Here is a 14,654-nt window from a genome sequence, read left to right on the forward strand (position 1 = left end):
TGACTGAAAACGAATTACATCTTCTGCGATGGAAAAATTGACTAACTAGCCCGTTGATACATTTGTTTCCTTTGTCGGTCACAGTTGTGACCGATTGCTAAAATCGTACCCTTGTTCCCTCAATGACGAAAATTGATAGCTCGTTCCATTAACTTTTTTTGGACGAAAGTGAAAGTGTGAAATCGGCAGTTATGGTAGATGTTAGAAGCAATTTTCTGGTGTTGAGCCGATTTTTGAATGGACGAGTCACAACAATTAAAGCAGTTAGTCAGCGCAGAATTGCCTAGCTTAAGCAAATATTACCGAGAAATGGCCCAGTCGCAAGGAGCGGGAGTACTGGTAGTCAACTACTACCCAACTGGTGAAGTCGCACAGATGGAGGCAAGATTTCTCAAATCGAGTCAAATTCCTCGACTGTCTAGACAAATGGGACTGCCCAGTCTCCAAACCGAATTTGAGCAGCACGATCGCGAAAAAGAAATGACGCTCGCGATTGTCACAGCCGAGACTAAAGGCGCGTTTGCCCTTGAGTTACAACTCCCCACTCAAGTATCCGAGACAAAAACGCCATCATCAAATAATCGCTCTGCATCGAAGCCAAAGAGTAAATCTTCTGCCACTACAACGCAGAAACGCGCGTCTTCTGCAAAGACAACAACACAGCGCCAAGCCAAGAACAAGCCAAGTGCAGCTGCAACATCAAAACCCAAAGCCGCGCCGAAACAGACTAATCCACCATCTACCGAGCCAAGCACTCAGACTCAACCAACTCCACAGCTAACAGTAGAACCAGAAACTACTACCAACAAATCTGCATCAATTGGTAAGACGACCGCCAAATCTACTGCCAAATTCAACTCAAACGCTAAGACAACCGCCAAATCTTCAAAGCCAGCCACTCGCGGTAAAACTGCGACTAGAGGAAAGACAAAACAGAAGCCGCAGCCTGAAGTATCATCCCAAACAGCCTTTGCGCCGACCGCAGAACCAGAAGCTGCTCCACAGCCGACAGTAGAGACACAAACCACACCCAAATCTACCTCAGCAAAATCCACTTCCAAGACTTCAACCTCAGCCAACCAGCACAAAACTTCTCCCAAATCAACCACAAAACAAAAGTCGCAGCCCAAAGCATCACCCCAAACTCCCTCACCCACACCCGAAGAGCGCTCCGACGAACCAGAGCCAGAAACTACTGCCCAACCACCAGCCAAACGTAAATCTTCTACCACTGCTTCTGCGAGACGCAAATCCTCTTCTGGTGGCGCAACTAGACGCAGTCCGACATCACGGGGAGCCAGAGGGAAAAAGCAGAGTTAACTGTCAGGTTTGGAGCTAGATTAAAAGCTAGAACGAGAGTAAGAGTTTTACGCTCTAGAGAGTATAAGATTTTGAATACTCAGCAATCCGTGTACCAATTGTCTTTGAACATTACCATAGTGACAGTTGCCCAGGTGAAACATTTTTACGTCTGGCTGTTGCATGCAGTGCCAGATGGCACGGAGTACATAGCGGAATCAAGTTTTCCGGTTGGTTATCTTCTGGAGTGAAATTGGCATGGTGGACTGAGAGAGTGATAAGCGTCCACTCAGAACGGGCGAGTGAATCAGGTTTTTCTCCAGGGCGCAAACATATTTGCTGGCAATGCTGACAACGCCAACCAGCTGCTTGTTTGACACTCAGGGCAATTTGGTTCCAGTTTTGGGGGTAGCGTTGTCGATCGAGAGGCATAAGCTGAAGATTGGTTGGACTTGAGTGGGGAACATTACATATAGTACATGTCGAACCTGGACTACAGTAAGAATAACTCCTCGATCGCTACCTCATCGCTGATGAAATCTCTAACAACCCAGATGCGATCGCAAAACTGCTTCATCTGCCGCTCGCCCGCACCACCGATTAAGACTCCATAAATATTAAATTCTCGCTGTTGCTTCCTGATTTTTAACTGCTCTATAAATTCCCGTTTCACCTCACACTTGCCATCTGTAACCATGACAATATCTGCCCGATCGAACTGTTGTTCCTGCTCAATACATTCGGTAGCAGATAATAAAGCTGGTTCCCAGGCAGTACCGCCACCATTGTAAAAAGCCAGCATCGACTCCAGCAGTCGAGAAAAATCATGGTGGTGGGGTGGAAAGTCATCAACTCGACAAACTCTAGTTGCAAAGTGGATGATTCGCAAGTGCCGTCCCTCTCGCTGGGCAATTTGTCCTAACACTGCCGTCACTGCTTTCGCCCAAGTGTCGGGCAATCCATCCATCGAACCAGAAGAATCCAAGCACACCACCAACGGTCCTTTGCACTGCTTCTCCTTCCCCCTGGTCTTGTATTGCAATAGGGAGCGATCGTAATATCCCAATGCAAATAGAGGAAAGAGATCGGGAGTGGAGAGTTTCTGTAGTTCGGTAGGCAACAACCGCGACAAGTTATCTCCTAACTCGACCGTTGTTATCTCCCCAAAGGCATCTAGAGCTTGGCTACGGCGCTTGCGCTCGGCAATCTGTTGCAAACGTCCGGCAACAACAGCGATCTGCTTGAGCTTGGCATGAAGAGCGATCTTCTGAGCTAGCGCCATTTTTTCGGCGCTGGAGACGCTCCGTTCTCCACCCATTTCATTTCCCCAACTCAAGCCCAGTATCTCCAACCACCCAGATGCCTCACTCAATTTTTCATGGGCGGCGTTCAGGGCAACCCTGAGCATTTGCCTAACTTGCGTTTCATCGAGACTTTCGGCATATTGTTGAGCTTGCCATACAGCTTGTTTTCCTTCTTGTTGTAGGAGTTGGATTAATTCAAGAGAGCGATCGCTACTATCTTCTATCAGTTGCCTCAACCACAGAGATCGTTCCCGTTGCTGTCTGGTTGTGGGTAGCGGTAAACCAGTTGGGGAAGTTGTTTGAGGAGAAGTTAATATCTGTTCAAACACTTGAGATGGTGGAACAGATGGCTGATGCTTCAGTTGCCGAATCAGCTGCCGATACTGTTGTGGATTGGCAAATCGAGGCATGGGTGGCGGTAGTCGATCGTACACTAGACAACAATACTCTACCGTTGCCAGTCCCGCTGCCAATTGGTTGCCTTGACACTGCTGCACCAGCTCGTCAAAGCCGATGAGTTGTTGAAACTCCCGATGCAATAAGAGCGCCCAAGCACTTTCAGGTGATAGCGGGTCTAGTTCCTCTGGTTCGCTCTCGTAGTAAAGCCGATGAAAAACTTCCAAGGTAAAACTGGGAAAGGCAAACAGCTTGCTAGTTCCTACTTTCACCATCGTCCGAGCATCTTCAAAATAGTTTATATACTCCTGCCAGAACAGTTTAGAGATGCTCGCAACTCGATACACTAGCGGTTCAAAGTCAAACAGCATGAGATTCGGAATCAATTGATGAGTTCAAGTCAAAATTGCCCAAACTGCCAAAAAGCACTCGCGAGATTGGTAATCTTTAGCTCGAGATAGCATAATATCCGTGTTATTATGTTAGCACTAAGCGCTCGCGCTCATGATTGTTTCATTCAAAGATCGAGGAACGGAAGATATTTTTGATGGTAATGACTCAAAAGCAGCACGAAAAACTTGTCCGATTAACCTGTGGGCTGTAGCACGTAGAAAGTTGGATCAACTCAATGCCGCTGTATCTTTAAACGACTTGAGAGTTCCACCAGGTAACAAGTTAGAAGCCCTGCAAGGCGAGCGAGCAGGTCAACACAGCATTCGCATCAACGACCGATATCGAATTTGTTTTGTCTGGTTGGAACAGGGAGCGGATTCGGTTGAGATTGTCGATTATCATTATTGACGTTTGTACGTGAGGTAACAATAGATGAAAATCCCTAAATATCGCCCTCCCACACACCCAGGAGAAATCTTGCTGCTAGATTTTTTAGAACCACTAGGACTGACTCAGCAGGATTTAGCTAACAACATCCACGTTCCTTACCAGCGAGTCAACGAGTTGGTGAATGGCAAGCGTGGCGTCACACCAAGTACGGCATTGCGGCTGTCAAAATTCTTTGGCAACAGTCCAGAGTTTTGGTTGAATTTGCAACAAAATTGGCAGCTATACCAAACACTGAAAGAAGAAAAAGAGGAGATAAATGCGATCGTCACTTTTGCCCTGCGTGAAGAAGAAAGAAGTGCTTGAAGTATCAGCCTGAAAAAATTTCTAGTAACTCGATTCGGGATGAATAGTACTGAAAAAATTGAAGTCCGCGCTCCAAAGTTCGAGCTATATCAGTCAGTGACTCTCTACTGGAATGGTGAAGAGTGCCTAACTCAGATTGTGCGACGTTGGTTTGATATGGACGATGGAAATTCAGGTTACTGGTGGTACAAAGTGACAAATGACGAGCAACTCTACCCCGAACAAGCAATTGAGCCACATAACGAATAGAAGCTACTAACCAACTATTCCAACTATTGATAAACTTTATTTTTATAGCCACCAACTTCTACTAGCAAATCTTCGCGAATATCGGTCAGTATTCTCTGCGCTCGTCGGGCATTGCGACTCTTGTTCTCTGCTATTAACTTTTCAATCTTGCGAGCAATATTCTCCAAGCGACTTGCAGCATTATCGGCTGCTTCGATCAATTTTTGTTCGGTTGTATTGTTCGGACGCAAATCGTATTCTCTGGCTACCCTGACTACAGTGCCGACCTCTTCCTTTGCCGCATCGTACCAAGATACGGCTTGTTGGTTGAGATCGGGGACGCAAGCATTCAAAATTTGACCGATCTTCTGTCGCTCCTTGGGATCTCTTTGCCACAGGCAATCTGGCAGCAATTCGTGAAAAGATTCTGGGTAGACTTGCTCATCGCCCTGCACCAGTGCGTGAGCTTGCAGCAGTTTGACTAGCTGTTGCAACTTGCGATCGCTAAAGAAAAATCCTTCCTGATCCAACGCCAGTTGACATTTAATTAACTCTTCTGCCAATTCGTCGGAAAAATGTACGATTGCTGCTTGTTGCTGCAAAGCTTTAATTTCCTCCAGCGTTAGGCGCACCACTACCTCTGGTTTGATGTTAGATCTGGCGCGGTGAATTAATTCCCGCTTGGAACTTAGCTTGCGGACGTATTGCAACCAAGGACGGTAGACGAAGCGATCGACAAACGCATCCAAGTCTCCATCAGTGGGAACGTTATTGGCAGCACCACATAAAAATAGTAGCGGTACTGGCTGCGGTTCTGGGTTCTCGAATACCCGTTCGTTCATCAACCGCAACAGAGCATTGAGACTGGTAGAGTTGCCGCGAAACACTTCATCCAAAAAGGCAATGTGTGCTTGGGGCAGTCGCCGCTTAGTATTGCGGATTAACTCGTCTTGCTGCTGTAATGCTCGCAGAGACAGTTGCCCTAGTAACTCGTCAGGAGTAATGGTCGGCTGCAATAGGCGATCGAAGAATACGGCTTCAGAGATCGCTCGGCACAACTGTTGCAACATCCAGCTTTTAGCACAACCAGGCGGACCAAATAAAACTACATTTCCACCACTGAGCAGTACGGCTAGCACTCCATCGATCGCACTAGAACGCTCCAAGAAAATCTGATTCAACTCTCGCCGTAACTGCTGTAACCGCTCTGGAGCAGAGCCAGTTGGGGCATTGTTGGAGACTTGAGCAGCTAACTTTTTGTTGTTTTTAGCGATTGCCATGATTTAATCATGATGATTTAATTTTGTTTTCTAACTATTAACAACATCGCTGATTCAGATCTAAACAAAATAAACAACAACAACAAAACTCTGTACTAGGCTATTTTGTAGAAACTTATTACTTAGCTTTTCTACACAATAAACAACGTCAATAAAATATAAGGTTGACAAGCTTGTGCTAGTTTCCACTCACCGAATATTTGCGTCGGTGAGTGCGATCTAATTGAAAACTGTAGTGTTTTGTAGTATAAATAATACACAAAGCGACAAATACTAATTTTGGGTGTACTTGGCGATGAAGGTTCAGAGGCTTCGCATTCCTAATAGCAACCGCGTGACATGGTTAGTACTGGATGATAATTACCAGCCAGTTGAACCAATCAGTAGATATTTGCGCTATCTAGAGAATCTCGAACGCTCTCCCAATACAATTCATGCCTATGCCAGTCATTTAAAGCTATTTTGGGAATTCCTACAGAATTTTCATTTTGACTGGTTGGAAGTGACACTAGAGAATCTAGCGTCTTTCATTCATTGGCTGCGGGTTCCAGCAGATCCACGAGTTACGCCAAGAAAGCCAGTTGAGGCGAAGCGAACTGAAAAAACAATCAATGCAATTCTAGCAGCGGTAGTAGGCTTCTACGAGTTTCAGTTGCGTCTAGGGACAATTAAGGGAATTGATGTTTACCGCACTTGTTTCCAACACAATAGAAAGTACAAATCATTTCTACATCACCTGAATAGAAGCAATGATGCCAAGACGCGGCTACTCAAACTTAAAGAGCCAAAAACCTTGACTAAAACTTTAAACCAGTCACAAATCGAGCAGTTAATTCATGCTTGTAGACGTATAAGAGACAAGTTTCTGCTCTGCTTACTTTATGAAAGTGGAATGCGAATTGGAGAGGTTTTAGGACTGCGCCATGAAGATATTCATCCTAACGGAAAAAATCAAATCCAAGTTCAAAGGAGAAATGACAATATCAACGATACGAGAGCTAAGTCTCATCGTTCGCGTATCATACATATTTCTAAAGAACTGATGACTCTTTACTCAAACTACTTGATAGAAGAATATCCTCTAGATATCGATTCTGACTATGTCTTTGTAAACATTTGGTCAGGTCAAGTAGGTAGTCCAATGACTTATTCTGCCATCACCAGCTTGTTTAGGCAATTGGAAAAGAAAACCGGAATTGATGTGCGTCCTCATCTATTTCGCCACACTCATGCTACAGATCTAATTCGTGATGGATGGGACGTGGCACACGTTCAAAAGCGCCTGGGTCATGCCAGCGTTCAAACTACCATTAATACCTACACTCATCTGACAGATGAAGACCTAGAAGAAGAGTACCGTTTGTTTTTACAACGCTCTCCAGTGAAATTAAATGCCACCTAAAAAAATCTACTCGCCCCCGAACAACTGGGCGGTTGAATCAGAATTTGAGCAAGATGTTTGGCAGTTAAAATTTTTAGTAACATCAACTCATCTTCATGAGAACCGTCGGTTAAATTTCTTAAAAATCTCCCCAATTTGGCTCAGAACAGCTTTGAAAGCCTGGTTGAGATTTTGCTTAAGTCGAGAAACAGTCAACACTATTCTCGGTAAATTTTATTGTTTAAAAGATTTTTCCCAGTTTATTGAATCTCATGCTCCAGGACTTCTACCTAGAGATATTAATCGCCAGTTAGTTCTCGATTATCTTAGCCATTTAAGTAGACATCATTCTTCGGCAGATGGTAAAGCTCATTACATTGTTCGCTTCAAAGATTTTCTCGAAAATTGTGTGAGGTTTGGTTGGTTAGACATAACTCAAGAACCACTAATCTTTCCCGAAGATTTTCCGAAAGTTCCTAAAAACCTACCTCGATATATACCGGATGACATCTTGTCACAAGTCAATCAAAAACTTGAATTACTACCTGAGCCTATGGCGCGGATGCTCTTAGTAATTCAGGAATGCGGTCTGCGAGTATCTGAACTGATTAATCTCAAGCTTGATTGCTTGCGCCAGAATACTGTAGGAACTTGGTGGCTCAGCTATTATCAGTTCAAAATGAAGAAAGAGCATATCATTCCGATTTCTAATGAATTAGCAACTGTTATCCAAAAGCAGCAGCAATATATCAAAGAAAACTTGTCGCCCGATTTTTCCTATCTTTTTTGTACTTTTTCTAAATACAGTTACTTTGGTCACTGGTCAAAAAAAGGCTCGATTGGAAAATCTATTCAAGAACGATGTCAGAAATTACTATTGTGCCAAAGTTTTACTCCTAGACTACAACCAATGCGAGACCGAGACTTTTCGGGCTATCTTCATGTGTTAGCTATTGTCATGGAAATCAGGGATATTTCTGGCAATATTTTCCCTTTGGGAAAAACTCACGCTTTTCGTCACACAGTTGGAACTTCTATGGCTAACAGAGGCGTTCCCCAGCATATCATTCAGCGCTTTTTAGGACATAGTAGTCCAGAAATGACTTCTGTTTACTGCCACATTCATGATGAAACTCTCCAGCGAGAAATCGAGAGATTTCAAAACAATAGTAAGGTAGTTAATATTGCTGGGCAAGTCGTTGAATCAAATCACCCAGAATTAGATCGTAGCGAACTGCAATGGTTCAAACGCAGCGTGTTAGCACAAGCACTTTCCAATGGGTCTTGCGCCCGTCCAATTCTTCAAGGTCCATGTCCACACGCTAATGCCTGCTTGACTTGTGGAGACTTCCGCACAACTATTGAGTTTATCAACCAGCATCAGCAGCAATTGGCGCAGACCGAGCAGCTAATTGAGAAAGCGAAAGCTTCTAGCTGGATTCGTCAAGTTGAGATGAACGAGCAGGTCAAGACAAACTTGAAAAACATCATCGCCACCTTGGAGTCTGACAATGAATTGGAAGGGCAATCCTGACGGTTTACGAAGTGCTGCCCAGCAGAAGAGAAATGAAGCTCTGCAGCGAACCGAAAAAGCCATTTCTCTAATGGTTAAACAAGGTAAGAAAATTAACTTTCAAACTGTAGCCGAGGCAGCAGGCGTATCTGTCGCCTACCTCTACAAATACGATGCGATTAAACAACGCATTGACCAGCTTCGGAAGCAGCAATCATCTATCAAAGCATTGCCACAAAAGCAGCGAGCATCCGACGATTCCAACAAAGCTATTATGACAGCTTTGAAGAAAAGGATAAGCGATCTGCAAGCTGAGGTCAGGGGATTACGAGACCATATTGAGGTGGTAGAAGGCAGAGCCTTTGAAGTAATAGACCTAAAACAACAGGTGGAAGGACTCAGAACCGAAAACTCAAAGCTGAGGGAACAACTGAGTCATTGTATGACTTCAAAATCAGCTTGCCCAAGCCCAAGAGTGGAGTCAAAGAGCAAGGTCACACCTCTAGGCTTGAAGAAAGCTGTTTGTCCAATCATCAGCAACCAGCTTCAATCTGAGTTAGACAAGCTGGGAATTCGGGTAAATTCCACTTTAGAAAAGTTGATCGAGGCAGAGCCAGAAGAAGTAGTGCTTATGGCTATCAATGCACTTAAAGAAGCAAAAGCTAGTTATGAGGTGCTTAATCCTTCTGGTTTCCTGGTTGAAGCCATTAAAAAAACCTGGATGCCCAATGAAGGATACGAGCGAAAAGTAGAACTAGATTGCTTCAATGAATGGTATGAGCTAGCACGGCAGCGCGGATTAGTTCTTGCTAGTCAGGCAGGGAAAAATGGAATTCTAGTTTATACCAAAGATGAAAAATGGGTGCCATTCCAAAAACTACTAATTCAGTATCCTTTAGCAAGTTTCAACTCCTAATAATTGTGCTATAACTCAAGCTGAAGTCGTGATTGCTAGGTGCAGATGGAGGATTATTAGTTGAGAGATTTTTCTCCAGCTTTTAGAAAAGCATAGGATTAGCAAAGTTAATTTTTAGGAGAGTTCTTCTCATCAATTGTAGAAACTCTAAACAGCAATAAAGTGTTGACTAGGAAGGAGTTATAGCGATTTTGGTACGTATAACATTTAGAATATCAATTTTATTTTCTAATTAGAATCTAAAAAAATTGAAAGATTAAACTCTCAAGGCTTAATCGAGCAAGGCTCAATCGAGTGAGTTGGGGCGATCTTCTTCATGGTTCCAAGTCTTATGGCATAATCGACAGCGGACTTTACCGAAAAATTTAAATCTATCCGTTCCATGCCCAGGACACTGCCGCCGCTCAAAACTGTGTTTCAACAACGCCGCGAGCGGGAATTTCTTTACCTGCACGAAGTCGATGCCGTCATCGCCGCGATGGAAAAAACGCGCTACCCCACAAGGAACAAGGCGATCGCCTTATTGCTGTTCTGCCAATGCTTACAGCCATCCGAACTATGTTGGCTGCGTTGGTCTGACTTAGACTTGACCAGAAAAACGCTCTACATCATCCGCAACCGCGAACTCAAAAGTGGCACTCGCCTGCACAAACAAGTCAATCTTCAACCTCTGTGTGCTCCTGAAATAGAATTGCTACAACACCTAGCACAAGAGCGTCGATGCGATTGGTTATTCGCCACAGAACGGCGATCGCGCCTGAATCAGCGCTCGCTACACTATTTAATTGCCCAAGCAGGCGAGAGTGCCAATCTTCCCTTCCCAATTCATCCCTATATGCTGAGGCGCTCTGGGCTATATTATCGCGCCGCATTGCTACTGCAACCGCTTCATCTATCGCTACAGCAGTGCTGCTTGCTGTGGAATTGGCACGGTACGAAAGTCGAGTTCTCCAGGCAGCAAGAACGAGAGATGATGGCGATAGGAGTGGCAAAGTCTGAAGCATTTTTAGCAGCACTTAAACAACTGCAATCTTTCACCCGTATCCAGAGCTATGACAATCTGATCGATTACCTCCTGGGCGCGTTCTTGCTATTTCCCCACCTAGATAGCCCGATCGACGACTACTGGCTTGCTCCAGTCGATCGGCAGCCCCAACTTTACCGAAAAGATCTAGTCATAACACCCGCCTCGTCTACTTCTGCTTTTGCTTCAAGTGCTGGTGGGTAAACTAAACCAACAAAGAGATCGCCGATTCTACCTGGTCTGGCTTCACCTCTAGATAGCGCTGGAGAGCAGTCAGCGATTTATGCCCCGATATTTCCTGAATCACGCGGATCGGCACGTTGGCATTAGACATATTCGTGAGTGCCGTGCGGCGAAAAGAGTGAGTCGAAGCACCTCTAATCCTTGCTCTTCTACAAGCAGCTCTGAGGATCAGATCGGCAGCTGCTCTAGTCAGTGGTTTGTCTTTGCTCCGTCCTGGAAATAACAGACCAGACGGTGGATCGTAAGCTGCTAAATATGCCTGTAGCTTCGGGTGCTCTGGCAGAGTGCGCGTGGCAATCTTGCCTTTAGTGGTACATTTACGCAGCGTCACTACACTACCCGCTAAATCTTCAGCCGTCAGCGCCAGCACTTCACTAACGCGACAGGCGCAGTAATACGCGATCGCGAATAACAGCTTGTCTCTAGGGGTGAGGAAGCCGCGAGTAAATAAGCGTTCCAGTTCGGCTTGAGTTAGTATCTTAGCGCGTCCGTTGCCTTTGATCTTCACTGCTAAATTTTGAGTTTAGATTTACTTCACAATTACTATCCTACGTCGAGTTGGGACTTGATGTTTTGAGCATTTCGTCAAGTTAGAAAAAATCGCTCAAACTTAAGCCCCCAAGCAGCTTTACTCCTCCTTTCGCATTTCGTTGCAATAAGGCTTTTTGGATTTGTTGAGAGAAGTTCTCAATTGTTTCGGATCGTCTCGAATCACATACAGTTTGGAGATCGCGTCGATCAGTTGCCAACGGGTGACCGGTGACTGAGAGTTGTGCGAGCGGGGATTGGGTGGTGAAATGTCTTTCAAATCAATTGCCTCCTAATAAGTAGTCAGTGGCTGCTTTGGTTTTGGCGTTGGTGCTAAGGTGCGTCTAGTTGAGAAACGATCGCGACTTGGATGCGATTGCGCTTCAAACGGCAACAGATGAAGCTACTTGTGGCTGTTTTGTAACGAATCCTCGCCATAAAGCGGCGAGTTTTTGTGCCACGCCCAAGCCATTGGGGGCTGACCGAATACATCCGCCTGGGACGACCGCGCCCTTCGACTTTCTGAAGGCGAGAAGCGACCGCTTGCTCGGATTCCAAAAATGATAGCGCCGCGTACAACACTGTATCGGAGAGACGGTAGTGAGGGTATTCAAACTCTAGCTTTTCAATCAACCCAGTACCGTAAGATTCGCTCTCAAGCAAAACTGACAGCACGTAGCAAACAGCTTGCTCCTGCGTCAGATAAACTGGTGGTTGGACCACAAAAAACTGATAAATCTCCTCAAGTTTCATAAATTAATTTTTTGAAGGCGAGCGCGTGCTTCATTTCAGTCTCACTTTAATTGTTCCCTCAACTTCCTCAACTTTTTACACTTCACTAATTTTTGATTAGCTCGATTTTTTCCAAATGAGTATCGATTTGGTTAAATACTTGTTTTAGCTCTAGACTTAAATAAAATAAATCGTGTTGCCACAGGATTATTAGTAAGAGACGAACTGCTTGAAGCTCGAATCCGTGCTAGCTTAGTCGAAGCAGTAGAAATCCCTTGCTGTTGCCGGAAGTCGCTCGATTAAGCTTGAATAATTACCTCCGATCTCGTTGACATAAAGTCGATGGCGATAACTGACAAGAGGGTAACTGATACTCAAAGGTTTGAGAGACTCTTTTAGCATTAGTTAATATTTTTTTAGCTAGTAAATTTGGCAAACAAACAAAGATTTTGTCAACAAGCCGCCTAGGGAAGCATAAAAGGGAGAATTTCGGTACGTATCTACACTCACTTCGATACCATCAGTGCCTTCACCTGCGAGCGTGCGCGGCTGGGACTTAGATGCAGCATTATCTTAGCTGGCGCGCATGGTCTACGCTGGGTCAGACCCGCGTTTCATCCTACGGCGATTGTCGATTCTGGCGAGCAAAGATGTAGGGGTAAAGGTAGCGAAGCTGCAACGAAGTGCCACGTAACGGCTAGAAATTGAGTCACGCAGGAGTTTCAGAAGAATTGGCGCGAGCTGGCTACAACATCCTAAGAAGAGCCTTTTCTGGGCAAGTTTTTGAGAAAGAAGGGCATGAAATACTGATTCTGCCGTGACTTTCATGGACAATCCAGCTATCATTTCCGGGCATGCGGTAATTTTGGGGATTTTTTAGCTGAACGCCTTGCTGCTTAGACGCTTTAGCGGTCGGATGGCACTTAGATGCAGCTTCGCTATCTTTGGGCCTTATTAGTCGGATTAACCGAAAGCAAAAGCAATAGCGAGTTTGAATTTTATCCCTACCGCTACTTTGCTGCTGAGGGATTTCTACCAGGATTTAACTTTCCCCGCCTACCAGTTAGAGCATACATTCCCACCAAAGATGGCGGTGAATTCATTTCCCGTCCCCGCACCGTTGCTTTACGAGAATTCGCGCCCAGCAACATTGTTTACTACGAGGGGAGTAAATTTATGGTGGCAAAGACCAAAGTTCCCGTTAGCGGTATTGACAGCCAGTATAAACGGGTAAGCATTTGCTTTAATTGCGGTTATTTCCACGAAGGTGATTTTCGCGACACTTGCGAAAATTGCGGTGCAAGAATTAAAGACGATCGCTACCAGAATATCGCTAAATTGACTCGCGTACTGCCAATGGAGACTGCAATCGCTCGCCGACGAGAACGCATTACCTGCGACGAAGAAGAACGGCTCAAGTACGGTTACAACGTTACCACTCACTTCCGCTACGCTAGCCGAAAACAAGAATCGGCAACCGTCCAAACTGCTGAAGGCACGCCACTGTTACGCTTAACCTGTGGAGCTACAGCGAAAATCTGGCGGATTAATCGCGGACTGAAGAAGAATATCGACGAGCGGGGATTTAAACTCGATACCAAAACAGGGTTCTGGGGCGATCCCAGAAACGAACAGGCGACTGACAGCTTGCATACGGAAGTTAATTTAATGGTAGACGACACTTGCAATATTCTAGTGGTCGAACCTTTAAGCGTTCCGGCTGAGAATAGAGAAGCTTTTATTGCTACGCTGCAATACACTTTAGAAACAGCCATCCAAGCAGTATACAAATTGGAAGCCGACGAACTCGACTCCGAGCGCCTGGGGGAAGATAAGTATTTGCTATTCTGGGAAGCAGCAGAAGGGGGAGCGGGAGTTCTTTCGCAACTGTTGGAAAAACCAGAGGCATTTCAAAAAATCGCCGCTGCTGCTCTAGACATTTGCCATTTCAAGCAACCCAAAGAAAGCTGCGTCCAAGCTTGCTATGAATGCTTGCTTTCCTACCGCAATCAATTCGACCATGCATTGATCGATCGCCATTTAATTAAACCCTTACTCGACCAACTGCCAGTAAGTACTGTTGTTGGTAATTTTGAAGGAAAGTCCTGCGAGGAGCGATATCAGCAACTACTACAACAAACAGACCCTAATTCTAATTTCGAGCGAGTCGTTTTACAAGAGATTTATCAACGGGGGTATAAGCTACCGGACGCGGCACAAGAATTAATTTCCGAAGCCAACTGCAAGCCAGATTTCCTCTATAAAACCGATGCGGCGATCGCTATTTTCTGTGATGGTTCAGTTCATGACAGTCCAGACAAGCGCAGACAAGACCAAATCGAACGGGATAATCTCAGGTACAACGCGGGTTACACTGTTCTAACATTGCGGCATGATGAGGATTGGGGAGCGAAGCTGAGTATTTTAGCCAGTTTGTGAGTGAAGTTGGAGTGCGATCGCATTTCTTCTGACTCTAAAATCCTTTATTTGTTTTGTTTTCCCATTGTGGCAAATATTCCTGATTTTTGGTTAATAATGCTGGTTGATTACTACTGGCTTGAATTTCCTGAATCTAGAACGCTGATGTTGAATGTTTCTCACGATTGTAATCTTGAGTGAGGATCTCACGCCCTTACCTATGAACGAACAGCATCAGCCAGCCTA

General features: G+C 45.0%; 13 protein-coding genes and 2 pseudogenes. 10 read left to right on the forward strand and 5 right to left on the reverse strand.

All coding sequences use genetic code 11. The features are described 5' to 3' along the window. Positions 1 to 237 precede the first annotated feature (237 nt). Positions 238 to 1,320: a hypothetical protein gene (locus tag DSM107010_RS02610; protein ID WP_127022278.1), complete on the forward strand. Its 1,083-nt coding sequence runs from the start codon at positions 238 to 240 to the stop codon at positions 1,318 to 1,320. Positions 1,321 to 1,431: 111 nt separating this feature from the next. Here DSM107010_RS02610 and DSM107010_RS02615 read toward each other — a convergent pair whose 3' ends face one another. Then, positions 1,432 to 1,731 (reverse strand): HNH endonuclease, encoded by a 300-nt coding sequence (locus DSM107010_RS02615; RefSeq protein WP_106166269.1) that lies wholly within the window; start codon positions 1,729 to 1,731, stop codon positions 1,432 to 1,434. 61 nt (positions 1,732 to 1,792) lie between these two features. Then, entirely contained in the window at positions 1,793 to 3,370 is a 1,578-nt protein-coding gene (locus DSM107010_RS02620; RefSeq protein ID WP_106166268.1) for a vWA domain-containing protein, read from the reverse strand. Between the two features lie 133 nt (positions 3,371 to 3,503). Here DSM107010_RS02620 and DSM107010_RS02625 point away from each other — a divergent pair, with 133 nt between their 5' ends. From DSM107010_RS02625 to DSM107010_RS02635, 3 genes are read left to right on the forward strand one after another with little or no spacing between them, the layout of a single operon-like run. Further along, the gene (locus tag DSM107010_RS02625; RefSeq protein ID WP_106166267.1) at positions 3,504 to 3,800 is read left to right on the forward strand and encodes a type II toxin-antitoxin system RelE/ParE family toxin; all 297 of its coding nucleotides are present in this window, start codon (positions 3,504 to 3,506) and stop codon (positions 3,798 to 3,800) included. A gap of 24 nt (positions 3,801 to 3,824) precedes the next feature. After that, positions 3,825 to 4,145: a HigA family addiction module antitoxin gene (locus DSM107010_RS02630; RefSeq protein ID WP_106166266.1), complete on the forward strand. Its 321-nt coding sequence runs from the start codon at positions 3,825 to 3,827 to the stop codon at positions 4,143 to 4,145. Positions 4,146 to 4,184: 39 nt separating this feature from the next. Continuing rightward, a complete protein-coding gene (locus tag DSM107010_RS02635; protein WP_106166265.1) occupies positions 4,185 to 4,394 on the forward strand; it encodes a hypothetical protein in 210 nt (69 codons plus the stop codon). A 23-nt stretch (positions 4,395 to 4,417) separates the two neighbouring features. Here DSM107010_RS02635 and DSM107010_RS02640 read toward each other — a convergent pair whose 3' ends face one another. Further along, complete coding sequence (locus DSM107010_RS02640; protein ID WP_106166264.1) at positions 4,418 to 5,653, reverse strand: AAA family ATPase; 1,236 nt, start codon at positions 5,651 to 5,653, stop codon at positions 4,418 to 4,420. A gap of 295 nt (positions 5,654 to 5,948) precedes the next feature. Here DSM107010_RS02640 and DSM107010_RS02645 point away from each other — a divergent pair, with 295 nt between their 5' ends. The 4 genes from DSM107010_RS02645 (at position 5,949) to DSM107010_RS02660 (ending at position 10,691) form a co-directional block, all read left to right on the forward strand. Then, a complete protein-coding gene (locus DSM107010_RS02645; protein WP_106166263.1) occupies positions 5,949 to 7,055 on the forward strand; it encodes a tyrosine-type recombinase/integrase in 1,107 nt (368 codons plus the stop codon). Further along, positions 7,045 to 8,568: a tyrosine-type recombinase/integrase gene (locus DSM107010_RS02650; RefSeq protein ID WP_106166262.1), complete on the forward strand. Its 1,524-nt coding sequence runs from the start codon at positions 7,045 to 7,047 to the stop codon at positions 8,566 to 8,568. Before DSM107010_RS02645 ends, DSM107010_RS02650 begins: the two co-directional genes overlap by 11 nt. Beyond that, complete coding sequence (locus DSM107010_RS02655; RefSeq protein WP_106166261.1) at positions 8,546 to 9,463, forward strand: DUF6262 family protein; 918 nt, start codon at positions 8,546 to 8,548, stop codon at positions 9,461 to 9,463. The genes DSM107010_RS02650 and DSM107010_RS02655 overlap by 23 nt, the downstream gene beginning before the upstream one ends. Before the next feature lie 382 nt (positions 9,464 to 9,845). After that, a complete protein-coding gene (locus DSM107010_RS02660; protein ID WP_106166260.1) occupies positions 9,846 to 10,691 on the forward strand; it encodes a tyrosine-type recombinase/integrase in 846 nt (281 codons plus the stop codon). A gap of 1 nt (position 10,692) precedes the next feature. On the opposite strand, the gene DSM107010_RS02665 is transcribed toward DSM107010_RS02660, so the two are convergent. Next, positions 10,693 to 11,238, reverse strand: a complete 546-nt coding sequence (locus tag DSM107010_RS02665; protein WP_106166259.1) for a tyrosine-type recombinase/integrase — start codon at positions 11,236 to 11,238, stop codon at positions 10,693 to 10,695. A gap of 403 nt (positions 11,239 to 11,641) precedes the next feature. Further along, positions 11,642 to 12,011, reverse strand: a pseudogene (locus DSM107010_RS02670) (PadR family transcriptional regulator). Positions 12,012 to 12,497: 486 nt separating this feature from the next. Here DSM107010_RS02670 and DSM107010_RS42805 point away from each other — a divergent pair. After that, positions 12,498 to 12,651, forward strand: a pseudogene (locus tag DSM107010_RS42805) (AAA family ATPase); the annotation flags it as partial. Between the two features lie 266 nt (positions 12,652 to 12,917). Beyond that, positions 12,918 to 14,429, forward strand: coding sequence for a DUF1998 domain-containing protein (locus DSM107010_RS02680; protein ID WP_106166258.1), 1,512 nt, complete (start codon positions 12,918 to 12,920; stop codon positions 14,427 to 14,429). The last annotated feature ends 225 nt before the right edge of the window (positions 14,430 to 14,654 follow it).

Source organism: Chroococcidiopsis cubana SAG 39.79, assembly GCF_003991895.1.
GTDB classification, from domain to species: Bacteria; Cyanobacteriota; Cyanobacteriia; order Cyanobacteriales; family Chroococcidiopsidaceae; genus Chroococcidiopsis; species Chroococcidiopsis thermalis.

What these genes read in the sequence shown, in the direction of transcription:
- DSM107010_RS02680 (WP_106166258.1), top strand. Translation starts at nt 12,918, where the DNA reads ATGCAGCTTCGCTATCTTTGGGCCTTATTAGTCGGATTAACCGAAAGC.
- DSM107010_RS02615 (WP_106166269.1), bottom strand. Translation starts at nt 1,731, where the DNA reads ATGCCTCTCGATCGACAACGCTACCCCCAAAACTGGAACCAAATTGCC.
- DSM107010_RS02650 (WP_106166262.1), top strand. Translation starts at nt 7,045, where the DNA reads ATGCCACCTAAAAAAATCTACTCGCCCCCGAACAACTGGGCGGTTGAA.
- DSM107010_RS02660 (WP_106166260.1), top strand. Translation starts at nt 9,846, where the DNA reads ATGCCCAGGACACTGCCGCCGCTCAAAACTGTGTTTCAACAACGCCGC.
- DSM107010_RS02640 (WP_106166264.1), bottom strand. Translation starts at nt 5,653, where the DNA reads ATGGCAATCGCTAAAAACAACAAAAAGTTAGCTGCTCAAGTCTCCAAC.
- DSM107010_RS02625 (WP_106166267.1), top strand. Translation starts at nt 3,504, where the DNA reads ATGATTGTTTCATTCAAAGATCGAGGAACGGAAGATATTTTTGATGGT.
- DSM107010_RS02645 (WP_106166263.1), top strand. Translation starts at nt 5,949, where the DNA reads ATGAAGGTTCAGAGGCTTCGCATTCCTAATAGCAACCGCGTGACATGG.
- DSM107010_RS02620 (WP_106166268.1), bottom strand. Translation starts at nt 3,370, where the DNA reads ATGCTGTTTGACTTTGAACCGCTAGTGTATCGAGTTGCGAGCATCTCT.
- DSM107010_RS02655 (WP_106166261.1), top strand. Translation starts at nt 8,546, where the DNA reads ATGAATTGGAAGGGCAATCCTGACGGTTTACGAAGTGCTGCCCAGCAG.
- DSM107010_RS02630 (WP_106166266.1), top strand. Translation starts at nt 3,825, where the DNA reads ATGAAAATCCCTAAATATCGCCCTCCCACACACCCAGGAGAAATCTTG.
- DSM107010_RS02635 (WP_106166265.1), top strand. Translation starts at nt 4,185, where the DNA reads ATGAATAGTACTGAAAAAATTGAAGTCCGCGCTCCAAAGTTCGAGCTA.
- DSM107010_RS02610 (WP_127022278.1), top strand. Translation starts at nt 238, where the DNA reads ATGGACGAGTCACAACAATTAAAGCAGTTAGTCAGCGCAGAATTGCCT.